General features: G+C 65.9%; 25 protein-coding genes. 17 read left to right on the plus strand and 8 right to left on the minus strand.

What is annotated here, in order from left to right:
* Positions 1-26 precede the first annotated feature (26 nt).
* Positions 27-491, minus strand: a complete 465-nt coding sequence (locus V7672_RS11505) for a MarR family winged helix-turn-helix transcriptional regulator (protein ID WP_335624726.1) — start codon at positions 489-491, stop codon at positions 27-29.
* 174 nt (positions 492-665) lie between these two features.
* Between V7672_RS11505 and V7672_RS11510 the strand changes: the two genes are divergently transcribed.
* The 14 genes from V7672_RS11510 (at position 666) to V7672_RS11575 (ending at position 12153) form a co-directional block, all read left to right on the plus strand.
* A complete protein-coding gene (locus V7672_RS11510) occupies positions 666-1385 on the plus strand; it encodes a TorF family putative porin (RefSeq protein ID WP_335624727.1) in 720 nt (239 codons plus the stop codon).
* 30 nt (positions 1386-1415) lie between these two features.
* On the plus strand, positions 1416-4055 hold the full coding sequence (locus V7672_RS11515; protein WP_335624728.1) for a methyl-accepting chemotaxis protein: 2640 nt from the start codon (positions 1416-1418) through the stop codon (positions 4053-4055).
* The gene (locus tag V7672_RS11520; protein ID WP_335624729.1) at positions 4055-4327 is read left to right on the plus strand and encodes an STAS domain-containing protein; all 273 of its coding nucleotides are present in this window, start codon (positions 4055-4057) and stop codon (positions 4325-4327) included. The genes V7672_RS11515 and V7672_RS11520 overlap by 1 nt, the downstream gene beginning before the upstream one ends.
* Positions 4324-4689 carry a response regulator gene (locus V7672_RS11525; protein ID WP_335624730.1) on the plus strand — a complete coding sequence of 122 codons (366 nt, stop codon included), beginning with the start codon at positions 4324-4326 and terminating at the stop codon, positions 4687-4689. Before V7672_RS11520 ends, V7672_RS11525 begins: the two co-directional genes overlap by 4 nt.
* A gap of 4 nt (positions 4690-4693) precedes the next feature.
* Positions 4694-6919 (plus strand): chemotaxis protein CheA, encoded by a 2226-nt coding sequence (locus V7672_RS11530; RefSeq protein ID WP_335624731.1) that lies wholly within the window; start codon positions 4694-4696, stop codon positions 6917-6919.
* 9 nt (positions 6920-6928) lie between these two features.
* Entirely contained in the window at positions 6929-7390 is a 462-nt protein-coding gene (locus V7672_RS11535; RefSeq protein WP_335624732.1) for a chemotaxis protein CheW, read from the plus strand.
* Positions 7387-8241, plus strand: a complete 855-nt coding sequence (locus V7672_RS11540; RefSeq protein ID WP_335624733.1) for a CheR family methyltransferase — start codon at positions 7387-7389, stop codon at positions 8239-8241. Before V7672_RS11535 ends, V7672_RS11540 begins: the two co-directional genes overlap by 4 nt.
* On the plus strand, positions 8238-9203 hold the full coding sequence (locus V7672_RS11545) for a protein-glutamate methylesterase/protein-glutamine glutaminase (protein WP_335624734.1): 966 nt from the start codon (positions 8238-8240) through the stop codon (positions 9201-9203). The genes V7672_RS11540 and V7672_RS11545 overlap by 4 nt, the downstream gene beginning before the upstream one ends.
* A gap of 71 nt (positions 9204-9274) precedes the next feature.
* Entirely contained in the window at positions 9275-9664 is a 390-nt protein-coding gene (locus V7672_RS11550; protein WP_335624735.1) for a response regulator, read from the plus strand.
* Entirely contained in the window at positions 9661-10200 is a 540-nt protein-coding gene (locus V7672_RS11555) for a chemotaxis protein CheD (RefSeq protein ID WP_335624736.1), read from the plus strand. Before V7672_RS11550 ends, V7672_RS11555 begins: the two co-directional genes overlap by 4 nt.
* A complete protein-coding gene (locus V7672_RS11560) occupies positions 10200-10547 on the plus strand; it encodes a hypothetical protein (protein WP_335624737.1) in 348 nt (115 codons plus the stop codon). The genes V7672_RS11555 and V7672_RS11560 overlap by 1 nt, the downstream gene beginning before the upstream one ends.
* The gene (locus V7672_RS11565; RefSeq protein ID WP_335624738.1) at positions 10544-11149 is read left to right on the plus strand and encodes a response regulator; all 606 of its coding nucleotides are present in this window, start codon (positions 10544-10546) and stop codon (positions 11147-11149) included. Before V7672_RS11560 ends, V7672_RS11565 begins: the two co-directional genes overlap by 4 nt.
* Positions 11146-11646, plus strand: a complete 501-nt coding sequence (locus tag V7672_RS11570; RefSeq protein WP_335624739.1) for a hypothetical protein — start codon at positions 11146-11148, stop codon at positions 11644-11646. The genes V7672_RS11565 and V7672_RS11570 overlap by 4 nt, the downstream gene beginning before the upstream one ends.
* 18 nt (positions 11647-11664) lie before the next feature.
* Positions 11665-12153: a MarR family winged helix-turn-helix transcriptional regulator gene (locus V7672_RS11575; RefSeq protein WP_335624740.1), complete on the plus strand. Its 489-nt coding sequence runs from the start codon at positions 11665-11667 to the stop codon at positions 12151-12153.
* A gap of 138 nt (positions 12154-12291) precedes the next feature.
* Here the strand turns inward: V7672_RS11575 and V7672_RS11580 are convergent, their stop codons facing one another.
* From V7672_RS11580 to V7672_RS11605, 6 genes are all read right to left on the minus strand, one after another.
* On the minus strand, positions 12292-13344 hold the full coding sequence (locus V7672_RS11580) for an AI-2E family transporter (protein WP_335624741.1): 1053 nt from the start codon (positions 13342-13344) through the stop codon (positions 12292-12294).
* 35 nt (positions 13345-13379) lie between these two features.
* A complete protein-coding gene (locus V7672_RS11585) occupies positions 13380-13772 on the minus strand; it encodes a host attachment family protein (RefSeq protein WP_335624742.1) in 393 nt (130 codons plus the stop codon).
* A gap of 83 nt (positions 13773-13855) precedes the next feature.
* Positions 13856-14125 (minus strand): hypothetical protein, encoded by a 270-nt coding sequence (locus V7672_RS11590; RefSeq protein WP_335624743.1) that lies wholly within the window; start codon positions 14123-14125, stop codon positions 13856-13858.
* A gap of 158 nt (positions 14126-14283) precedes the next feature.
* Positions 14284-15351: a tRNA 2-selenouridine(34) synthase MnmH gene (gene mnmH / locus V7672_RS11595; protein WP_335624744.1), complete on the minus strand. Its 1068-nt coding sequence runs from the start codon at positions 15349-15351 to the stop codon at positions 14284-14286.
* Positions 15351-16406 carry a selenide, water dikinase SelD gene (selD, locus tag V7672_RS11600; protein ID WP_335624745.1) on the minus strand — a complete coding sequence of 352 codons (1056 nt, stop codon included), beginning with the start codon at positions 16404-16406 and terminating at the stop codon, positions 15351-15353. The genes mnmH and selD overlap by 1 nt, the downstream gene beginning before the upstream one ends.
* 120 nt (positions 16407-16526) lie before the next feature.
* Complete coding sequence (locus V7672_RS11605) at positions 16527-17201, minus strand: SDR family oxidoreductase (protein WP_335624746.1); 675 nt, start codon at positions 17199-17201, stop codon at positions 16527-16529.
* A gap of 186 nt (positions 17202-17387) precedes the next feature.
* On the opposite strand from V7672_RS11605, the gene V7672_RS11610 reads away from it, so the two are divergent.
* From V7672_RS11610 to V7672_RS11620, 3 genes are all read left to right on the plus strand, one after another.
* Positions 17388-18764 carry an NAD-dependent succinate-semialdehyde dehydrogenase gene (locus V7672_RS11610; protein WP_335624747.1) on the plus strand — a complete coding sequence of 459 codons (1377 nt, stop codon included), beginning with the start codon at positions 17388-17390 and terminating at the stop codon, positions 18762-18764.
* A gap of 96 nt (positions 18765-18860) precedes the next feature.
* Positions 18861-19496 carry an SDR family oxidoreductase gene (locus V7672_RS11615; RefSeq protein ID WP_335624748.1) on the plus strand — a complete coding sequence of 212 codons (636 nt, stop codon included), beginning with the start codon at positions 18861-18863 and terminating at the stop codon, positions 19494-19496.
* Positions 19497-19680: 184 nt separating this feature from the next.
* A complete protein-coding gene (locus tag V7672_RS11620; RefSeq protein WP_335624749.1) occupies positions 19681-20397 on the plus strand; it encodes a glutathione S-transferase in 717 nt (238 codons plus the stop codon).
* A 257-nt stretch (positions 20398-20654) separates the two neighbouring features.
* Here the strand turns inward: V7672_RS11620 and V7672_RS11625 are convergent, their stop codons facing one another.
* The gene (locus V7672_RS11625) at positions 20655-21686 is read right to left on the minus strand and encodes a helix-turn-helix transcriptional regulator (protein WP_335624750.1); all 1032 of its coding nucleotides are present in this window, start codon (positions 21684-21686) and stop codon (positions 20655-20657) included.
* Between the last annotated feature and the right edge of the window lie 365 nt (positions 21687-22051).

Consider the following 22051-nt stretch of genomic DNA (forward strand, 5'->3'; position numbering starts at 1 on the left):
ATGGTGTCCGGCCCGGTGGAACGGCGTCAACAGCCGCCGACCCGACACCCGGCGCAGGTGTTGGTCTCGATCGGAACGTCGCCTGCGCGGGCAACCAGCCGGGACAGCAGCGCCTGTTCCTCAGTCGTCAATGTCTGAACGAAACTGGCGATATGGGTTTCAAGCGATCCTGCGCAGGCCTGCACCTGCTGCTCACCCTCTGGCGTCAGATGCAACATTTTGACGCGGCGATCGTGGGGGTGCGGCAGTCTCTGGATCACGCCGGACTGCTGGAGTTCGTCACAGAGGCGCGAAAGTCCGGCATCCGATATGCCGAGCTCGCGGGCCGCACTGACCTGGGATGCTCCGCGTCGGCCCGATGACTGAATATGTGTCAGCAGCCGGATACGTGCGTCGTCCTCTGACCTCAGGATCGAACGGGACCTCCGCAGCAGGGTGAGCAGGGAACCGGTGATCTCCGGGGCGCACGCCGCGAGCGACAACTCATACATGATACCAAATCCTCCGACAGACCCGTATCGCGCGTAAAGGTAACCGGTTTCCTGCGTGTGGTTACGGTTTGAAACCATTCCGTCCCGAGACCTTTTTTCTTCGGAACGATATATAACTGCACCTTCAATACTGGTGGTGTTTCTGGGCCCATAGCAAATGCCCGGAACCCTTCCATGCCTGACAAGAATTTCCTCCAGAAACCCTTCTCCGCCGCAGCCACTGTAGCGTCGGTCCTCGTCTGCGGAACGGTCTTCGCTGCTCAATCGGCTGCGGCCCAGAGCATCGACGTCGAGGGCCGCATTGGTCTGGCCTCTCAGTATGTCGGCAAGGGGCTCGGCAAGAGCGATGGCGATCCGGCCCCCTTCGCGGAAATCGGGGCCAGCCTGAACGGCTTCTATGTGAGCGCCTTTGCCTCGGATGTGTTCACGCCCAGAGGGGCCGACCTCGAGGTGATCCTGGCCGCAGGCTGGGCGGGCGAGGTGCAGGGCTTCGATGTCGACGCCCAGGTCATGCGGCGGGAAATCGTCGGCGAGGTCAGCGGTTATGACAGCGTCCACACCGAATACCAGGTCGATGTGTCGCGCGACCTTGGTGCCGGCTGGGCCGGACGTCTACGCGTCAACTACTCCTCCGATGGCTACGGCCCCAGCGCCGAGGCCTGGTGGGTCGAAGGTCAGGCCACCGTCCGGCTCACGAGCTCGGACAAGCTCAGCTTCGCGCTTGCCGAACGTACCGTGGAAAACGGCTCAGACTACACCGCCTGGAACGTCGGGGTGAAGCACCGCTTCAGCTCGAATATCTCGGGCGATCTCCGCTGGTACGACACCGACGCCCACGAGCTGGGCGACCGCTACGACGGCCGCCTGGTCGCCGCCCTCACCTACAGCTTCTGACCGCCGTCGCGGATTCAAGGGATATAGAAGATGCGCCTCTCCAACTGGAAGATCGGTCGTAAGCTCGCCGCCGCCTTTGGCGTCGTCGTCACCCTGATGGTGATCGTCGGCGCTCTGGCAGTCATGGAATTCCGCGAGATCGATGCTCGCCAGGAAGAGGCGCGTGCTGCCAGCGCCGCTTATGGCACCACGGCCTCCGCGCAATTCTATCTCACGCGCCAGGAAAACAGTTTCCGCGGCTACACGATCAGTGGCGAACCCTATTACCGCGAGCGCCTCGACGCCCACCGCGGGAACTATCAGAAGGCAATCGCCGAACTGCGGGCCGCCGCGGGCGACGACGCCGTCTCGCTGGCCGAGATCGAAAAGGCAGAGCGGGCCGCCGAGGCCTGGTATCAGCAGGTGACGAATGGCGCGTCGGCGACGGCCCTTCGCCCGGCCGTCGGTAGCCAGGCGACCGCCGACCAGATGATGGAGGCCGCCGAGGGCGCGCTCGAGAGCACCCAGGCGCTCTTTGCGACTGAACGCGACACCGCCCGAAGCCTGCTCTCCGACTCTGTCCGCCAGGGCATGATCCAGATCTCGGGCGGTATCTTGCTGCTGGTCCTGCTGTCGATCGGCGTTGCCTGGCTTCTGACCCGGGCCGTGGCCAAACCGCTTGTCGGCCTGACCGATGCCATGGGCGCGCTGGTCCAGAACCGGCTTGAAGGTGAGATTGTCGGTCGCGACCGGGGGGATGAGATCGGTGCCATGGCCCGCGCCCTGGTGCAGTTCAAGCAGAACGCCGATCTGCTGGACGCGAGCCGCGCCGAGGCGTGGAACGACGCCTTCAAGTCGGCGGCCTTCGAGGGCTCGCCGACGGCGATGATGACGATCGACCGCGACTTCAAAATCCTGCACGTCAACGCCGCGACGAAGGCAATGCTGAGCGAGCACGCCCAGGCGTTCCGGAGCCTGTGGAACGGGTTCGAGCCCGAGAAGATGCTGGGTCAGTGCATCGACGTGTTCCACAAGAACCCGAACCACCAGCGCCAGATGCTGGCCGACCCTTCACGTCTGCCGCACAGCGCCGAGATCAAGGTCGGCGACATGTTGTTCGTCCTGAACATCAGCGCCGTGCGTGACCGGGACGGCAACTACATCGGTAACGCCTTGCAGTGGGAGGACGTGACGGCCGCCCGGGCCAAGGACAGCCAGGTCAACGACTATCTGGCCCAGCTGACTGCAGCCAAGCGCACTCAGGCCGTCATCGAGTTTGACCTCGACGGAACCATCCTGACCGCCAACGAGAATTTCCTGAATTCGGTTGGCTATCGTCTCGAAGAGATCAAGGGGCGGCACCACCGGATGTTCTGCGACGCGGACTATGTCCGGTCGCCCGAGTACCAGGGCCTGTGGGACACGATGAAGCAGGGCGGCTACGTCGCCGACAAGTTCGCCCGCTACGGTCGCGATCACCGGAAGGTCTGGCTGGAAGCTTCGTACAACTCGATTCTGGATCCGAACGGCAAACCCTACAAGGTCGTCAAGTTCGCCACCGATGTGACGCACACAGAACTGGCCCGCATGGAGGAAGAAGAAGCGGCGAAGGTCGTGGCCGAACAGCAGGCGATCGTCGTCTCGGAAACGGGGCGCGCCCTGGAGGCCCTGTCGGCCGGCGACCTGTCCTATCGGATCACGGCGGAATTCCCGCAGGAATACGTCAGCGTCCGCAATGACTTCAACGAAGCCATTGGCAAGCTGAAAGAGGCCATGTCCGAGATCGCTTCGAACACCACGGCCATGCGGTCGGGCGCAAGCGAGATCAGCCAGGCCGCCGACGATCTGTCGCGTCGGACCGAGCAGCAGGCCGCAACCCTGGAAGAGACCGCCGCCGCCCTGGACGAAATCACCGCAACCGTGCGCAAGACCGCCGAAGGTGCGGGCCGGGCCGGTCAGGTGGTCGAGGGTGCCCGCGGTGATGCGGAACGCTCCGGCGAAGTCGTCACCCGTGCCATCACGGCCATGGGCGACATCGAGCGGTCGGCCGACCAGATCAGCCAGATCATCGGCGTTATCGACGAGATCGCCTTCCAGACCAACCTTCTGGCGCTCAACGCCGGGGTCGAGGCGGCGCGAGCCGGCGACGCAGGCAAGGGCTTTGCCGTGGTCGCTTCGGAAGTGCGGGCCCTTGCCCAGCGGTCGGCCGAGGCCGCCAAGGAGATCAAGTCGCTCATTTCGGCCTCGACCACCCAGGTCAAGTCCGGGGTCGGTCTTGTCGGCGAGACCGGGCAGGCGCTGACCGCCATCGTCGGTCGGGTCCAGGAGATCAGTGGCCTGATGGTCGAGATCGCCGCTTCGGCCCAGGAACAGGCGACGGCGCTGAGCGAGGTCAATACCGCCGTCAACCAGATGGACCAGGCGACCCAGCAGAACGCCGCCATGGTCGAACAGTCGACGGCTGCCAGCCACAGCCTGACCCAGGAGAGCGAACAGCTGACCCGTCTGGTGGGTCGCTTCCGCCTCGGCGGATCGGCTCCCGCTCCGGCCTCCCGCCCGATCGCGGATAATCCGGCGCTGCGCCAGTCGCAGTCGCGCGTCACCGACTTCGCCAAGCAATGGGCGGCGCCGCGCACCTCCGGTGCACTCGCCCTGAAGCCCAGCGGCGAGACCGAATGGGAGGAGTTCTGATGCCGGCGGAGTACCTTTTGCCCGCCCGCCTTGAGGGCATCAGCCTGGCCCCGGTCAAGACGGCCTTGCTGAGCCTGCGGGGTGCGGATCTGGACGTGTCGGGGGCCGCCGTCGAGCGCCTCAACGGTATGGGGGTTCAGCTGCTGATGTCGGCCTTCCAGACCTGGCGGGACGATGGCCGCAACCTCCGGCTGGTGGACCCGTCCCCCTGTCTTCTTGATGTCTTCACTCGCCTCGGCATCGAGGCCTCTCTCGAAGGGATAGCCGCGTGACCAAGCTGGTTCTGACCGTCGACGACAGCCGCACCATGCGCGACATGCTGAAGCTCGCCCTCGGGGACGCAGCCTTTCAGGTGTTGCAGGCCGTGGACGGTGTGCATGGCCTTGAGGTCCTTGAGACCAGCGCCCCGGATGTGATCATCACGGACATCAACATGCCCAACCTTGACGGGTTCGGCTTTATCGAAGGCGTCCGTCGCTCGGACCGCCATCGCACGATCCCGATCCTGGTCCTCACCACCGAGAGCGACCAGGAGAAGAAGCAGCGCGCGCGAGACGCCGGGGCGACCGGCTGGATCGTCAAACCCTTCGACCCGGTGAAACTGGTCGACGCGGTACGCCGAGTGGCGGCCTGACGCCATGGATCCGATGGAGGCCATCCGGGCGACCTTCTTTCAGGAGTGCGACGAGCTGCTCGGCGATCTCGAAGCCGGGCTGCTCGCCCTGCAGCAGGGAGCAGGCGACAGCGAAACCGTAAACGCCGTTTTCCGCGCGGTTCACTCCGTGAAGGACGGGGCCGGTGCCTTCGGTCTGGAAGACCTGGTTCGCTTTGCCCATGTGTTCGAGACCACCCTCGATGAGGTGAGGGCCGGTCGCCTTGCGGCCGACCCAGCGACCCTGGTCCTGTTGCTGCGCGCGGCGGATGTGCTCGCGGATCACGTTACTGCAGCCAAGGGCGGGCCGGCGGTCGACCTCTCGGTCGCCCATGCCGTCGCCGATGAGCTGGAGGGACTGGTCGGTCCGACCGCGAGCGCCGCGTCGAACGACGAACCCGATTTCGAATTTGCACCGGCAATGATCAGCCTCGACCTCGGTGAGGAGCCGTCGGCCGTAACGGCGATGTCGCCCGAGACCGGCGGTGAGTGGTCCGTGCGTTTCACCCCGCAGCCGGCTCTCTATCGCAATGCCAATGATGCGCTGCGCCTTATCCGGGAGCTTGAGCGGCTCGGCACGCTGACAGTCGAACTGGACGACACAGCCCTCACCGGGCTGGATCAGTTCGACCCTGAACTGCCGCTGTTGAGCTTCGACGTCCGGCTCGCTGCCTCGCCGCAGATTGACTACGATCGGATCGCAGAGGTCTTCGAGTTCGTGGACGGCGACTGCGTGCTGGAAATCCACGCCCCGTCCGAGGGCGCCGAACCGGCACCCGAAGGGGCCTCTGAATCGCCACCGGCTTCGGCACCGACATCGGGGCCCGCCGCCGAAACGCCCGAAGCCATGCTGGCACGCCTGATGGCCGAGGCGACCGCCATGGATGCACCTGCCGTTCAGGCGCCTGCTGCGGCGCCCGCCATCGCGCCGTCGGTCGTGGCCCCGGTTGCGCCGCCTGAGGCGGCGGCCGCCGGAAATGCTCCGGCCCCGGAAGCCCTCGTCCAGACGACCATTCGCGTTGACCTTGAGCGGGTTGATCGGCTGATCGACCTGGTGGGGGAGCTGGTGATCAATCAGGCCATGCTGGCCCAGCGCGTCGTCGAGGCCGGTCTCGCCCGAACCGGAGCCGTGGCCGTCGGCCTGGAGGACCTGGAGCAACTGACCCGGGAGATCCAGGACAGCGTCATGGCCATCCGGGCCCAGCCGGTGAAGTCCGTCTTCCAGCGCATGCCGCGCCTGGTGAGGGAGGTTGCTGCCGCGACCGGAAAGAAGGTGCGTCTGGTCACCGAAGGTGAGGGCACTGAAGTCGACAAGACGGTTATCGAGCGCCTGTCCGATCCCATAACCCACATGATCCGCAACGCCATCGACCATGGGCTCGAGACGCCGGAGGCGCGGCTTGCGGCCGGCAAGCCTGCGGAGGGTACGGTTCGCCTCAGCGCCCAGCACCGGTCGGGTCGCATCGTGATCGAGGTGGCGGATGACGGGCGAGGCATCGACCGTGACCGCGTCCGGGCCATCGCCGTCAGCCGCGGTGTCATCCCGCCCGAGGTCACACTGACCGACGACGAGGTCGACAACCTGATCTTCGCCCCCGGCTTTTCAACGGCCGAATCCGTATCCGACATATCGGGGCGCGGCGTCGGCATGGACGTGGTCAAGCGCTCGATCCAGGCCCTCGGCGGCCGCATCGTCATCGGATCGCGTCCGGGTGAAGGATCGACCTTTACCCTCAGCTTGCCGCTGACGCTGGCGGTCCTGGACGGCATGGTCGTCACCGTCGGGGATCATACGCTGGTCGTGCCGATCAATGTGATCGTCGAGACCCTCCAGCCCAAGTCGGCCGACATTCGCTCGCTGGGGCCGTCGGGTACCGTCCTGGCCGTCAGGGGCAGCCATGTTCCGCTGGTCGATGTCGGTGGCTCGCTCGGCTGGCGCAGCGGGGCCGATGGCCCCCTCGGCGGCGTGACCCTGCTGGTAGAGAGTGATCTGGGCGGGCTGGCGGCGCTGCGCGTCGACGCCATCCAGGGCCAGCGGCAAGTCGTCATCAAGAGCCTTGAGCAGAACTACCGTCAGGTCGAAGGCGTGGCCGCCGCCACCATTCTTGGCGATGGGCGTGTCGCCCTGATCCTGGATGTAGACGGCCTGATCGCGGCGCGTCGCCGCAGCTTCGGCATCGCCGGTGCCCTTCCGATTGCAAATGTCAGCTGAGCCGAACCCATGAGCCAGAACGCCCTCCATGACCCGCGCGAACTGATTGCCTTCCGTATCGGAGACCAGGAATTCTGCGTGGACATCCGCGCGGTCCGCGAGATCCGGGGCTGGGCCCCGGCGACGCCCCTGCCGGGTGCGCCTGCCTATGTGCGCGGTGTGATCAACCTGCGCGGAGCGGTCTTGCCGATTGTCGATCTGAGCGGACGACTGGGACTCGGCTCGGCCGTGCCGTCGGCCCGCCATGTCATCATTGTCGCCCGGCTGGGTATGCGGACTGTCGGCCTGCTGGTCGAGGCGGTTTCCGACATCCTCAGCATTTCGGAAGACGCTATCCAGGCGACTCCCGATGTGGCCTGCGACACTGTCCGGTCCTTTGTGAAGGGGGTCATCCCCATGGACGGACGGATGATCAGCCTGATCGCGCTTGATGGGCTTCTGCCTGAGGCGGAAGTCGAGGAGGCTGCATGACCGCCCTCCGCAAGGCGTCGAGGGAACTGCTGGTCGAGGGTGAGTTCGCGTTCACGGCGGATGATTTCCGCGAGATTGCCGAAATCCTTTACGCCGATTCCGGCATCCACCTCGCCGAGGCCAAGGCGACCCTGGTCTATTCGCGGCTGGCCAAGCGCCTGCGGCGTCTGGGGGTCCCGTCGTTCGCCGCCTACCGCGCCCTTCTGCAAGGGCCCGACGGAGAAGCCGAACGCGCCAATCTGCTGAGTGCCCTGACCACCAACGTGACGCGCTTCTTCCGCGAGCCGCACCATTTCGACATCCTGAAGCGGCAGGTCCGCGACACCCTCGTGGCCCGGGCCCGGGCAGGGGGGCGGGTGCGACTGTGGTCGGCCGGGTGCTCTCTGGGGCACGAACCCTATTCGATGGCCATGACCCTGCTGTCGGAACTGCCGGAAGCGGGCGAGCTCGACGTCCGGATTCTTGCGACCGACATTGATCCCGTGGTCGTCGAGCGCGCCCGATCGGGTCACTATTCGCGGGAGGATATGGAGCCGGTTCCGGCCGACCTGGCCGCTCGGCATGTCATCCGCCGCGAGGACGGCGTCGGAGTGTCGGACGCGGTTCGCAATCTGATCAGCTTCGGCGTGCTCAACCTTCATGCGACCTGGCCGATGAAGGGCAGCTTTGACGCCATCTTCTGCCGGAATGTGGCGATCTATTTCGACGAGGAAACCCAGCAGCGTCTCTGGGGCCGTTTCGCTGAACGTCTGGCACCCCAGGCCAAACTCTACATCGGACATTCTGAACGGGCGGACATTCCGGCGCTGACGCCGGACGGCCTGACCGTCTACCGCCGGAGCGGCACATGACCCCCCGCCGCGTTGTCGTCGTCGACGACTCCCCGACCATGCGCGCCCTGATCCGCGTCGCCCTGTCCGCCCATCCCGGCCTTGAGGTCGTCGGTGAGGCCGGGGACCCCATCGAGGCCAGGGACATCATCAAGGCGCTGTCGCCCGACGTCATCACGCTCGACGTCGAGATGCCGAACATGAACGGGCTGGAGTTCCTTGACCGGCTGATGCGACTGCGCCCGATGCCGGTGGTCATGGTCTCGACGCTGACGCAGCGGGGCGCCGATGCCACGCTCGCGGCACTGGAGCTCGGCGCTGTCGATTGTGTCGGCAAGCCATCGTCCGGAGGCCCCGCCGCGTTCGGGACGCTCGCCGATGTGGTCGCTGCTGCAGCAGAAGCCAATGTCACGGCCCGGATCGAGACGCCTTCCCGGACCAAGGCCGATGACGACTTCCGCCCGGGCAACCGGATTGTCAGCATCGGCTCGTCGACCGGCGGTGTCGAAGCGCTGTCAACCGTTCTGGCGGGCTTTCCGCGCCATTGCCCGCCCACATTGATCACCCAGCATATGCCGGCAGCCTTCACGGCCAGTTTTGCCGCCCGGCTTGACCGCAGCTGCGCGCCCACGGTGGTGGAGGCGTCCGATGGCGACATCGTGCAGCCGGGTCACGTCTATCTTGCGCCGGGTGGCGCGCGTCACCTGACCGTCCGGCGACTGGGCGAGCGCCTCGCGCTGCGCCTCGTCGACGGCGACCTGGTCAGCGGACACCGGCCTTCGGTCGACGCCCTGTTTCATTCGGTCGCAGAATCGGTCGGCCCTCGCGCCGTCGGGGCAATCCTGACCGGCATGGGCCGGGACGGCGCAGAAGGCCTGCTGGCGATGCGTCGCGCGGGTGCCGCCACCATCGGTCAGGACGAGGGCACCTGCATCGTCTTTGGCATGCCGCGTGTCGCGGCCGAAATTGGGGCGGTGGAGTGACAGCTGCCGCTTTCGCGGATCGCCCCGTCAATCCTGAACCTCACCCGTCAAACCCTGAGTGGAGCCGCCTGATGCCCGCCGCCGCTGCCATTAAGGCACTGATCGTTGACGACCAGATGACGATGCGGTCGCTGGTCCGTACCGGCCTTCGGGAAATGGGCGTGCTTGACACCCGCGAGGCCGTCGATGGCGAGGATGGGTTGCGCCAGCTGCTCACGGCGCCCGCCAATCTCATCATCAGCGACTACAACATGCCCAAACTGGACGGACTGGGCCTCCTGCGCGCCGTCCGATCCCTGCCGCAATTCAAGACGACCGGCTTCATCATGCTGACCGGACGGGCCGACGGTGACCTTGTCCAGCGGGCGATTCAATTCGGAGCGAACAACTATCTGGTGAAGCCTTTCACCGTGTCCACGCTGCGTCAGAAGATCGAGGATGTGTACGGAGCACTGTCGTGACGGCACTGGCTGTGGCGCGTGAGCGGCGACTGCATGTCATCCAGGGAGGAAACGCGGTCAGCGCCGATGCCGACGTCTGTCTGACGACCATCCTCGGGAGCTGCGTTGCCGCCTGTATGTGGGACCCGGTCGCGGGCGTCGGGGGGATGAATCACTTCCTGCTCCCGTCGGCACCGGATGGCGCCTCGACCGACAAGCGCTATGGCGTTCAGGCCATGGAGCTGCTGATCAACGCCTTGCTCGTGCGCGGTGCCAGCCGGGACCGTCTGCGAGCCAAGGTGTTTGGCGGCGGTCGCATGAATACCGGCATGGCTGACATCGGTGGCCGGAACGCCGCCTTCGTCAGAAAATTTCTGAAGGACGAAGACATCATCATCGAGGGAGAGAGCCTCGGCGGAGATGGCGCTCGGCGCGTTCAGTTCTGGCCGGTGTCCGGCCGCGCCCGCCAACATATCGTCGATGCCGGCGGTATTGCCGACAGTGAGCGTTCACTCGGCTTGCCTGCGAGCAAGACGGGGGACCTGGAGTTGTTCTGATGACGCCCGTACTGACGCGCCTCATGTTGGCCCTGGGTGCCGAAATGGCCGAGTGGGCAACCACGTCCGAGCGTCTGGAGACGGTTATCGGCGACGTGCTTGAGGGGCGTAGCCTGACCCCCCGCGAGATCGAGGCGGTGCAGGCCCTCGACGGCCTGAGCCAGCATCTTCGCCAGCTGTCCCAGCTATGCGGAGACCTGTCCAACCCGCCGCTCTCGGGTGAGACCGAGACGGACAGCCGTATTCGCTCGGCCGTTCAGCGACTGAACCTGTCGGGACTGGGCCAGCGTCTGGGGGGGGATCCCCGTCACCAGCCGGCGGTTTCGGGGGAGGCCGAGCTGTGGTGACCGCCGTCGAACCATTCGATGAGAATGCACGCCTGGACTTGCGCTCCGCCCAGGTGCTTTGCGCAGACGAAAGCAGCCAGGGCCTCGACATCCTCAGCCAGATCCTGATGGGCTTTGGCGTCCAGAACATCCTTCGGGCCCAGAATGCCGATGAGGCCAAGCGTATCCTGTCCAGCCAGACCCTTGATCTGGTGCTTTTTGACGCCGGGCTGGGCGGCAACGGGCATGAGCTGGTCCGCTGGCTGCGGACCAGCCAGCTTGAACCGAACCGCTATCTTCCTGTCATCGTTCTGGCGGGACATACGCCGAAATCGCAGATCGAGCTGGCGCGAGACTGCGGCAGCAGTTTTGTCGTGATCAAGCCGATCAGTGCCAAGGTCCTTCTGGCGCGGATATTCTGGCTTGGACGGGCAAAGCGTATGTTCGTGGAGGCGCCGCAGTATTGCGGACCGGACCGCCGGTTCAAGAATGACGGCGTGCCGGGAGGTGTCCAGGGCCGCCGGAAGGCTGACCTCTCGGCACACGTTGGGGAAGCGCAGGCTCCGAACATGTCTCAAGACCAGATCGATAACCTCATCAAACCCCAGAAGGTGGCCCTGTGAGCGCCGTGACAATCCGAAAGGTCGCGAACCGACTCGAGCGAATGGTCCGGGCGGGCGGGGACGGCATCAAGGCCCGCAAGGCCCTGACCGACGCGGAGAAGAACCTCGCCACCATCGAGGAGAGCTGCCTCCGTGAACTGGACCTCCAGTTGGGGCCGATCATCGCCTTCCTGGACCAGGCCCCGGAGGTCAGGCCATCCCCCGAGAGCCTGGCGGCCCTTATTTACCACGCTGATCGTGCCCTCACGGCTTGCGGGGCGCTGAACAAGCCAAAGCTGGCCCAGACGCTTCTGATTCTGTCGGCCATGGCCGATGCTCTCGGCCAGTCGGACTATTGGCCGCAGGGGGCTCTGGACCCCGCCATCAACCTGATTTCGCTGTTCCGCGTCCGCGACGTGTCCGACAAAGACGCGGCTAGCCTTTTGTCTCATCTCGAATTGTGCCTCAATCAGTACGTGCAGCGCATCCAAGGGGGCACGACGACCGTACAGCCGTAGCAATAACGCGGCTCCCACGTGCTGCAAGGGAGGGTCAAGTATGGCCAGATCGGAAGAGCGCACGGAGCAGGAGTTGGCGGTCCTGAGGCTGATGTACGCGGTCAGTATCTGGTTGGGCGACGAGATGGAGCGCGTTTCAGGCAAACGACTGGGCCATGCCGACGTTCTTGCCCCTTCGCTTATCAACACCACGCCAGGGTTGTCACAGTCGGACCTGGGGGTACGGGACTTAACCGATCGCCCGTCTACGTGTCTCGCATGGTCGATGACCTGGAAAAGGAAAGCCTGATAGAGCGTCGACCGCACAAGCTGGACCGACGCCGGAAGGTTCTCCATCTGTCCGCAGAGGGGCGGGTGCTCGTTGATCGGATGCGTGATCGCGCCATTGAGCTGGCTGCGGCGGTGTTCAAGGAAACACCCGACGAACGCCTGCAGATCATGAGCGTGCAGTCGAAACGGATCGCTGAACGCCTGCAACTGGCCACGTCCGGTCGATTCGTCGCCTGAATCGGCCGCGCCGCAAGAGGCGCGGCTTCGGGGGCCATGGCGTCGATGTCTTGTCATTAATGTTCAAGGCAGGAGGCGATGGCGGCTCCGGTGCCAGTGCCTGTACGCTGCGCCCTGCCTTCGCTCGAGGGACGGGCGTCAGCCGGGTAACGAAACCTCTTCGCCGAGCGTGTTGCGCACATAGAGCAGCTTCACCCACACCAGCCCCACGACCAGCAGGGGCGAGGCGAACATCACGCCGAGCGGCCCGAACAGGGTGCCAAGTCCCAGCACCCCGAACAGGGTCAGGACGGGCGGCAGGTTGACGGCGCGCTTCTGGATGAAGGGATAGATGAGGTTGCTCTCGATCTGCTGGACGACGAAGTAGACCAGGATAGCCCACAGGATCATCTCGGGCCCCTGGTCCAACGCCAGCAGCACCGCCGGCACCACCGACACGATCGGTCCGACGATCGGGACAAAGGCCGCGAGGCCGGCGAACAGCCCCAGCGCAACGGGCGACGGCAGGCCGATCAACGCAGTACCGATACCCGTCAGGACCCCCACGACGGTCATGTCGGCCAGCGTGCCCAGCAGCCAGAGTCGCAGCGCCCGGCCGCTTTCGTTGGCCGCCTCGCGAAGCGGCTCGCGGGGACCGCGGGGTGCCAGCATCAGTAGGCCGTCGCGCATGCGTTCAGGTTGGGCCGCAAAGAACAGGCCCGCAAAGACGACGAGCAGGAGGTTTGCTCCCGCGCCGATGACCGTCATCACGTAGCCGCCGACCTGGCCGACCATGCCCTGCAGGCTGGAGGTGGAGCCCGCGCCGTCCAGCCGGCTGGCCAGCTGCGACCCGAAGGGCAGGGTGCCAATACGGCTCTCGACCTCCGCCACAGAGGCGGGCAAGCGGTCAGCCAGGGTGGCGACCTGGGCGCTGATCGTGGACCCGAACAGCCAGGCCGAGCCGCTCAGGACCGCCAGAATGGCCAAGGCCGCCAAGGCAATACTCAGCCCGGTCGACAGCCCCGTCCGGTCCCGGATGGGATCGGCGAGGCTGCGGACCAGCACAGCGATGATGACGGCCGCAAAGGCGAGCAGCAGGACCGTCGCCAGCTTCCACAGCAGCGCCATACCTACGATCACCGCCGCAACGAACAGCACCTTGCGGATGAAGCCCGCGTCGAGGGTGGTGGCGGAGGAGGTGGACCGGGTCATGAGACCTCCGGGCTGGGGCTGCGGATGACGCGGACCTATCCGCGGATCGACTTCTCGATGTCCTCGACCGAGGCGTTGGTCAGCGTCTTGGCCTGCTCGAGCACCAGCTTCTCGGTGACTTCCGCATGCAGCAAGGGGCGGATCTCACCCAGCGTCACAGGGTCGGCGATCAGGATCAGGTGATCAAACTGGCCTGCGTGGGCCATCTTGAAGAGCCGCTCGGCAATCATTTTCGAGAAGGTCGCTTCGTTGAGGTCGCGATCCGACATGTCCGGCGGGGTCTTGCCGGAAGGCCCCTGGTCGGCGAGGTCGCCGGTGGCCCAGTTGCCGTCGTGCTGGAGCGAGCCGCCCTTGACGCGGAAGGTCTTCGCTCCGTCCCCCGTGGCGACAACGACGAGCGTTCCTTCTTTCTGATGGAGGTTAGACATGGCGGTCCTTTCAAGACTGTAGATCGGGGCGCCCGCCACGCGGGCGCCTGCAATGAGATTCTTACAGGGGGGGCAGTTGGCCCTCAGGCCTTGCCGAGGTTGCCGCCGGGCGTGCCCCCGCTGCCACCGCTGCCGGGCTCGCCGATCGGGCCACTGGAGGGTTCGCCCAGTTCGACGCCCGCGCTCTTGATACGGTCGATGCCGTCCTGATCCAGTCCGGTGCGCTTGAGGTCGGACCAGCCGTGATAAGGACGGTTCTGGACGATGGCATCGGCCTTGTCGCCGATAGCCGCTTCATTGGCGAGGTCGCTGACGGGGGCGAGGTTGAGATAGAGGGTCGTGTCGCGGCTCATGGAGTCTCCGAACATCTGGATCGATCATGATGCCCGCCGTCCGGTCACTGTCGTCAGCGTCGGCTCCGGGGCACATGTCGTGGACAGGCGGGCCGGGCCCGCCAGGGGTGTCCGGTGTTAATCGACCAGAGGGGGCGGGGTTCCGGCCAAGGCGACGATTAGCCCGCGCGAAGACGGGCGACGGCTTGCGCAATTTGCCGGGAGCCATCGCTTAGATCGTGCTCTGACGTCCCGCTCAACGCCACGGTTGCGAGGGCAGGGGGCCCGCTCTCGGCCCCGCGCCGGTAGGCGGGGTCATAGTGGTGCAGCATCAGGTCCGTGACGAGTTCGGCAAGACGGCCTTCTCGCGCAGCGGTGACCCAGCCGGCCACGGTTTCGCGGCTATGGTGGCGAGGGAGTCGCCGGAGCGCCGCCTCCAACGCTTCAACGTCCGCCCCGATCTCCTGGTAGTCGTTCAGAACCAGCGCGACGCGCGCCTCGATCGGCACCGTGAGCTCGATGCGGGGCGCCGCCTTCATCGCGGCCCAGAGGGCTGGCGGAAGCGTGAGCCTGCCGATACGGCTGGATTCGGCTTCAACGACGATGGGTCGGGACCGGTCCAGCCGGTCCAGAGCCTCGACGATACGGCTCTCGAACATCTTTTGTCGGGGTTGGGCGGCCTGCGTCGCCCCGAACAAGGAGCCGCGATGATCCGCCAGAGCCTCGAGGTCGATCGCCTGCACGCCCTCCAGGGAGAGACGCCGCAGGATTCCGGTCTTGCCGCTGCCGGTATAGCCATCAAGCAACACAAGCTTGAGAGCCGTGTCGGCCGGGGCGTCCTGGCCGTAGAGATCGGTCACGACCTTTCGCCGCCAGGTCTGATACCCGCCCTCTAGCCGGGTAACCGACCAACCGACCTGCTCCATAACGGTGACCATGGCGGCCGATCGCTGGCCTCCCCGCCAGCAGTAGACCAGAGGGCGAAAGCTCCCGTCACGATCTGCCAGCGCTGCCTGAAGATGGTTGGCGATGTTGCGGGCGACGTAGGCCGCTCCGATGCGGCGTGCGAGGAATTTTGAACGCTGCACGAACATTGTGCCGACCTCGGCGCGTTGCGCATCATCCAGCACAGGCAGGTTGATGGCGCCCGGCACGTGGTCCTGGGCGAACTCTCCCGGACTGCGGACGTCGATGATCGCATCGTAGCCCTGTCGGGCCGCAAGGCTCAGATCAGACGTCGTACGCATCACGGTCGCTGGGCCACGGTTACGCCAGGCGGCCCCTCGATCACCCGGCCGACAGCCCGCGCGTGGAGGAAGCCGAGGGACCGGGCCATGGCCAACACCTCTTCGGCTCGATCTTCTGCAACGGCGATCAGCAGCCCCCCGCTGGTCTGGGGGTCCGTCAGAAGGTCCCGTCGCCAGGTCGCGAAGCCTTCAGGCAGGGTCACGGCGTCGCCGTAGGCCGTCCAGTTGCGAACCGATGCGCCCGTGCGGACACCCGCCTCCGCCAGCGTCGCAGACGACGGCAGACAGACCGGACCGTCAGCGTCGACTTCGATAGCGACCCCGGACCCGCGCGCCATCTCCAGGGCATGGCCCAACAGGCCAAAGCCGGTGACGTCGGTGACGGCGTGGACACCCGCAGTGTCGGGAAGCCTTGCGCCCAGGGTGTTCAACTGGGTGGTGGATCCGATGAGGGCGTCGTAACCCGCGTCGTCCAGCCGGCCCTGTTTGAAGGCCGCACTCAGAACGCCGACACCCAGGGGCTTGGTCAGGATCAGAACGTCTCCGGCCCGGGCCGTCCGGTTCGCAAGCACCTTGTCCGGATGGACCAGTCCGAGCGCCACGAGGCCGTAAATCGGCTCGACACTGTCGATGGAGTGACCGCCGGCGATCGGAATCCCCGCAGCGGCGCAGACCGCAGCCCCGCCCTCCAAAACCTTGCCGATCGTCTCGACCGACAGTTTGCCGATCGGCATGCCGACGATGGCCAGGGCGAATATCGGCGTCGCGCCCATGGCATAGACGTCGGACAGGGCATTGGTGGCGGCGATGCGGCCAAAGTCGAACGGATCATCGACCATCGGCATGAAGAAGTCGGTGGTGGCCACCAGAGCCTGGCTGTCGTTCAGGCGCCAGACGGCGGCGTCGTCGGATGTCTCTGTGCCCACCATCAGCGATGCAAAGGCCGCCGCCTGCGGTGTGCCGGCGAGGATTGCCCGGAGGACGTCCGGAGCGATCTTGCACCCGCAGCCGCCGCCGTGGGCGAGGGATGTCAGTCTGGGCTCGGCGATGGTCATACCCCGAGGTCTCCTGTCCCGACGCCTACGTCAACCGCCAACGCGCACATCTCAAGCACCGTCGATCACCGACCCCCTGTCGCGGCTGACCGCCGGGTCACCCGAACAGGTGCACGGCCGTCATGCTGTCGGCATCAGGAAGACTTCGTTGACCGAGCAGCGCGGGTCGGCCTCAAGCGCAAAGACGGCGGCCCGGGCGATGTCTTCGGGCTGAAGCTTGTCGGGCTTGGCCTCGTCGAAGAAGGGCGTGTCCACCATGCCGGGGGCGATGATGGTGCAGCGCCCGCCGAATTCCTTCATCTCCTCGGCAAGATTGCCGCCATAGCCGTGCACGAACCACTTGGTCGCGCCATAGACCGAGCCGGACAGGTGCCGACGGCCCGCGGCGGAGCCGGTCAGCAGCAGATGCCCGGCCTGGGCCTTCAGATGCGGCATGGCGGCCTTGGCGGTCCAGAGCACGCCCATGACATTGACCTGGATCATCTTCGCCCACTCTTCGGGGTCGCCCGCCTCGGTGCCCGAGGTCGAAACGCCGGTGCCGGCATTGGCGTAGGCCGCCTTGAGCGGGCCGGCGTGCGCCACGAACCGGTCCAGCGCGGCCTTCACCTCGTCGAGCGCGGTGACGTCTCCGGGCAGGGCCATCGCCTTGTCGCCCAGTTCCTTGACCAGCGACTGCAGCTTGTCCTCGGAACGCGCAAACAGGCCGACGTGCCAGCCCTTTGAAACGGCGAGGCGTGCAGTGGCGGCGCCGATGCCGCTGGAGGCGCCGGTGATGAACAGTGTCTTCGCGCTCATGGTCGATATCCCGTGTTGAAGGTCAGGCCTGTCGAGCGCTTCTGAGCCCATTTCGTTGCCTCCGGCAGGTACCGACGCGGCGGCCGAGGGGGTGGGGGTGGCGTCGGGTCGCACTGTCGATCCGGGTGGAAAGGGCAACGTCCGCCGTCCGGTCGCGTTGACGGCGGACACCCTGAAAGGACCCCCATGCCGACCATCACGACCGTAAACCCCGCGACAGAGCAGGAACTCGAGACCTATGATGTCATGACCGAGGCGAAGGCGACCCGGCGTCTCGAAGCCTGTCACACGGCGTTTCTGGAGTGGCGCAAGACGAACCATTCGGAGCGGGCAAAGGTGCTGAAGGCGATCGCCGGCAGGCTGCGCGACGAGGCCGAGGACCTGGCCACCCTCATGACGCGCGAGACCGGCAAGCTGTTCAAGGATGGTCTGACCGAGGTCGAGATTTGCGCGGCCATCTTTGACTATGCGGCCGATAAGGGCCCTGCGGCGCTGGCGGACGAGGAACGCACCTACGGTAGCGACGGCCAGCGCGGTGTCGTCAGCTATCAGCCGATCGGCGTCATCTATTCGATCCAGCCGTGGAACTTCCCCTTCTACCAGCCCGTCCGCGTGCTGGCCTCGGCGGTGATGGCCGGCAACGGCTGTGTCCTGAAGCATGCCAGCATCTGCACCGGGTCGGCCCTGCGCCTGCGCGAGCTCTGCATTGCGGCGGGCCTGCCCGAAGACCTGTTCCAGGTCGTGGTGATCGACCATGAGACCAGCGACGCCCTGATCGAACATGAGCTGGTGCGGGGGGTGACCCTGACCGGCAGCGACGGCGCGGGGCGCCACGTCGCGTCCGTGGCCGGGAAGGCGCTGAAGAAGACCGTGCTCGAGCTGGGGTCGAACGACGCCTATCTGGTGCTGGAGGACGCCGACATCGAGACGGCCGTCAAATTTTCGGTCATGGGGCGGCTCTACAACAACGGCGAGACCTGTGTCTCGGCCAAGCGCTTCATCGTGACGGGAGCCGTCTATGACCGGTTCGTCGAGGCGTTCGTGGCGCAGATGGAGGCCGTCACCCTGGGCGATCCCTTGGACGAGGATTGCGAGCTGGGTCCGCTGTCCAGCCAGGACCAGTTCGAGACCGTCCGCGATCAGGTCGAGAAGAGCGTCGCGAAGGGCGCGAAAATCCTGTGCGGCGGCAAGGTGCCGGATCGCAAGGGCGCCTATTATCCCGCGACGGTGCTGGGCGATGTCACCCCGGGCATGCCCGCCTATGACGACGAGATCTTCGGGCCGGTCGCCTCGGTCATCCGGGCCCGCGACGACGAACACGCAATCCAGCTGGCGAACGACAGCCGCTATGGCCTGGGCGGCGGAATCTTCTCGGCTGACGCGGACCGCGCCTTCCGCCTGGCCCGCGACCGGTTCGATACCGGCATGGTCCGCATCAACGGCTTCGGCGCCGCCGACCCGAACATGCCCTTCGGCGGGGTCAAGGACTCCGGCTACGGCCGCGAACACGGCGGCTTTGGCCTGAAGGAGTTCGTCAACGTGAAGGCGATCTTCCTCCCCTGAGCTGGCGTACCCCGGAACCAACCATAGCCAATTCCTGATGCCGCCGCCCGGCCTGGCGATCGGATCGCCGCATCTCTCCCCTGAAAGGATTTCCCCATGACTATGTCCATCCTCGTCGCTGGTGCCACGGGCAAGACGGGTCTGCACCTCGTTCGCCATCTCCTGGCCCGGGGGGCTGAGCCGACCGCCCTGGTCCGGGAGGAGTCAGACACCTCCGCGCTTCCGTCCGGAGTGCACCTGCGACAGGCCGACCTGACCGATCTGCCGGATGATGTGTGTGCGGGCATGGACGCGGTGGTCTTCGCGGCAGGCGCGGGCGGTTCTTCCAGTCCCGAAATGACGGACGCGGTCGACCGCGACGGCGCCAGACGCCTGATCGATCTGGCGCAGCAAGCCGGTGTGAACCGGTTTGTGATGCTGAGTTCGGTCGGGGCGGATCAGGCGAACCCCACGGGCGACCTGGCCCATTACCTCAAGGCCAAACATGTGGCTGACGAGCACCTCAAGAGGTCGGGCCTGACCTACGCCATCCTCCGTCCGGTCGCCCTGACCGACGACGGGCCGGGGGGAGAGCCTGTTCTGGGAGAGGCAGTGGACAAGACCGCATCGGCGTCGCGTGCGGACGTCGCCCGGCTGCTGGCCGAAGCGGCCGTCAATGGACGGCTCGACGGTCAGGTCCAGACCATGCAGTCGGCGGAACCGGACGGTACCCATCGGAAAAACCAGGCATAGAGACCCGGTTGGGGCTGGCAGTCCAACGAAACCTCGTCTGCGCTGAGCACAGGTCGGGCATCGCGTCGCTGATCCTGGCCACGCCGCACTTCGGATCATCTTGACCTCTTCGAGATGCCGGCCTCAGCCTGAACATCAGCTGCCCACGCGCGTTGACCGGTCAAGACGCAAGGGACCGTTCGCGATGACCGACTACACCCTCTATTACTGGCCACTCCCCTTCCGAGGTGAGTTCGTGCGCGCGGCTCTCGCCTTCGCGGGCAAGGCCTGGACGGAGCCCGACAGCGAGGAGATTTCCCGGCTGATGAATGGGTCAGTGCGCGAGATGCCCGTGCCATTCATGGGGCCGCCCGTTCTTTTCGACACGGCAAACAAGGTCACCCTCTCACAGATGCCCGCAATCCTCGCTTACCTCGGCGAGACGCTCGATCTTCTGCCTGACACGCCGGAAGCCCGCGCCATGACGCTCAAGGTCGTGAATGACGCCAATGATGTGATCGACGAACTCACGCTGGATGGGGGCCGCCAGATGTGGACTGACGAGCGATGGGCGGAGTTCGAGCCGCGTCTCAGGAAATGGCTGTCTCTGTGGGAGGAGACGGGCCGGCGTCACGGACTGAAGAGGACCTCCGGATTTCTGCTGGGGGGATCCAAGCCGGGGCTGGCGGACATCGTCACGGCGACGCTCTGGAACACGATGGGCGACCGGTTCCAGGCTCTCGATGACATTATAACAGAGGCTGCCCCGATGACCGCCGCCCTGTCCCGCAGGGTGGGTGCCCTGCCGCCGCTCGCTGCCTTGGCGGAACGGTCGAGGTCCCGCTACGGCGACAGCTGGAGCGGCGGCAAGATCGAAGCGTCGCTGCGCAAGGTTCTCGACGCACCCAGCCGGCACAGCTGACGGGGCAGCCGGTTTACGGGGCGGCGGTTTGGCTCCGCGCAGCGCCCGGCTCTCATGCCTCCGCGTCTCGCCAGGCCCAACCGTAAACGTGTCGCCGTCGGTCGAGATCGCAAGCGCGCCTCCCAGGACGACGATGACGTCGTCCACCGCCGCCGCTGTGCTGGCACCTCGACGATATGTCTTTCAACACTGGCGGCAAGGCCATGTGCCGCCGGCACGCTGTCGATGGCGAGAAGACCTAAGGCAGGACGCACGCCTCAGTCCGGCCCGCCCTTCATCCAGCCCAGCAGCAGGTCGTAGCGGATGTCATCACTGTGCGCAGGCGTCTGCGACATCGGGTGCGGTCGAACCGCGCCGGGGGGTTCGCCGTAGCTCCGCTTGAAAAGGCGACTGAAGTGCGCCTCGCTGGCAAACCCGTGCCGGTGGGCGATCTCGGCGACCGACGGACTCCGACCGCGGCGGGCAAGCAGGGCCGAGCGGGCGCGCTGAAGGCGCAGGTGGGTGATGTGCCGGGTGATGCCGCCGCTTTCGGAGAATGCCCGGAACAGGGTTGCGCGCGAGACGCCGATGGCGCGCGTCAACTGCTGTATGCCCAGGTCCGGCTCGGTCAGATTGCGATCAATGTGCTGTGTCGCTGCGGCCCGTATGCTGCCGTAGACCGCTCGGGTTTGATCCGATGACAGACGACCGGAGTTCCGGAAGGCCTTTTCCGCCAGCACCAACGCTGCGTGGATCGAGTCGAGTCCGCGATCCAGCCCCAGTGCCGGTGCGGTGCTCGACAGAGCTGACATGTGGTTGATCAGGACACGACCGATGGCCGGTCCGCTGCCGATGCTGGCCCCGTGCAGGCGCGGATCCAGAAGCCAGTTCGGAGCGGCCTCGCGAGGCAGGGTGATCGTGATCACATCCACGGCGGCCACGCGCGCCCGTGACGGCCGGTTCTGATGACGGACGTGCACCGTGCCGGGTCGGCCATTGACGCTCAGGCCGTCAATGTCGCCCTCCATGCCGGCAAAATCGAGCAGAAGCGTCACACTATCCAGCCCGGAGCGCCGGATCTCCTCCGGTCCGCGCGTCAACGTCTGTTCGATGGACCGGCCGCGCGAGAGCACGATATTGCCGAACTCATAGATGGTGTTGTCGGTGAAGAACCCGATCAGTGGGTCCGCGCCGAGGTCGGACGCCTCGTACAGGCTGGAGAGCCCTTCGCGGTATCGATCCACCGCGTCGGGATCGTCGGCGGCAGAGACGTTCCATCGGGCGAGGCCCGGTCGAGCGGTAGCAGACATACACCCTCTGACCGCCTCGCGAGGAACACACTCTATGCGAGAGGCGATGCCCGCAACGAATCGAACTTACCGGAAGAGGCGTGTGCTGAGCAAGGTTCTGTGACCGGTGGTCGAGTAACTAAGATGTTCTCCAAAAAGGAGAAATGGCGCCATTTTTTCGGGGCCACCTGCCGACTCTGAGACGGACAGTCATATTTCGCGGTCAAGAACTCGTTTACCGTTGCGTCTGTTCCGTCCCCTGAACCTCACTTCAAGTTGAGTGGGGGCGGCATGGTCGCTTCGATCCCGGAGCGATGTGGGGGGTAAGGAACAGCAGTGTCGGCGCGGTGGCGCCGCCCTTCGCGGGCGGCGACGTCCGGTTGCGG

The organism is Brevundimonas sp., from assembly GCF_036963785.1.
Classification (GTDB): Bacteria; Pseudomonadota; Alphaproteobacteria; order Caulobacterales; family Caulobacteraceae; genus Brevundimonas.

Coding starts and splice junctions, on each gene's coding strand:
- V7672_RS11605 (WP_335624746.1), bottom strand. CDS start 17,201: ATGAGCGCGAAGACACTGTTCATCACCGGCGCCTCCAGCGGCATCGGC.
- V7672_RS11540 (WP_335624733.1), top strand. CDS start 7,387: ATGACCGCCCTCCGCAAGGCGTCGAGGGAACTGCTGGTCGAGGGTGAG.
- mnmH (WP_335624744.1), bottom strand. CDS start 15,351: ATGCGTACGACGTCTGATCTGAGCCTTGCGGCCCGACAGGGCTACGAT.
- V7672_RS11515 (WP_335624728.1), top strand. CDS start 1,416: ATGCGCCTCTCCAACTGGAAGATCGGTCGTAAGCTCGCCGCCGCCTTT.
- V7672_RS11620 (WP_335624749.1), top strand. CDS start 19,681: ATGACCGACTACACCCTCTATTACTGGCCACTCCCCTTCCGAGGTGAG.
- V7672_RS11610 (WP_335624747.1), top strand. CDS start 17,388: ATGCCGACCATCACGACCGTAAACCCCGCGACAGAGCAGGAACTCGAG.
- V7672_RS11585 (WP_335624742.1), bottom strand. CDS start 13,772: ATGTCTAACCTCCATCAGAAAGAAGGAACGCTCGTCGTTGTCGCCACG.
- V7672_RS11550 (WP_335624735.1), top strand. CDS start 9,275: ATGCCCGCCGCCGCTGCCATTAAGGCACTGATCGTTGACGACCAGATG.
- selD (WP_335624745.1), bottom strand. CDS start 16,406: ATGACCATCGCCGAGCCCAGACTGACATCCCTCGCCCACGGCGGCGGC.
- V7672_RS11545 (WP_335624734.1), top strand. CDS start 8,238: ATGACCCCCCGCCGCGTTGTCGTCGTCGACGACTCCCCGACCATGCGC.
- V7672_RS11505 (WP_335624726.1), bottom strand. CDS start 491: ATGTATGAGTTGTCGCTCGCGGCGTGCGCCCCGGAGATCACCGGTTCC.
- V7672_RS11590 (WP_335624743.1), bottom strand. CDS start 14,125: ATGAGCCGCGACACGACCCTCTATCTCAACCTCGCCCCCGTCAGCGAC.
- V7672_RS11530 (WP_335624731.1), top strand. CDS start 4,694: ATGGATCCGATGGAGGCCATCCGGGCGACCTTCTTTCAGGAGTGCGAC.
- V7672_RS11580 (WP_335624741.1), bottom strand. CDS start 13,344: ATGACCCGGTCCACCTCCTCCGCCACCACCCTCGACGCGGGCTTCATC.
- V7672_RS11560 (WP_335624737.1), top strand. CDS start 10,200: ATGACGCCCGTACTGACGCGCCTCATGTTGGCCCTGGGTGCCGAAATG.
- V7672_RS11625 (WP_335624750.1), bottom strand. CDS start 21,686: ATGTCTGCTACCGCTCGACCGGGCCTCGCCCGATGGAACGTCTCTGCC.
- V7672_RS11510 (WP_335624727.1), top strand. CDS start 666: ATGCCTGACAAGAATTTCCTCCAGAAACCCTTCTCCGCCGCAGCCACT.
- V7672_RS11615 (WP_335624748.1), top strand. CDS start 18,861: ATGACTATGTCCATCCTCGTCGCTGGTGCCACGGGCAAGACGGGTCTG.
- V7672_RS11535 (WP_335624732.1), top strand. CDS start 6,929: ATGAGCCAGAACGCCCTCCATGACCCGCGCGAACTGATTGCCTTCCGT.
- V7672_RS11520 (WP_335624729.1), top strand. CDS start 4,055: ATGCCGGCGGAGTACCTTTTGCCCGCCCGCCTTGAGGGCATCAGCCTG.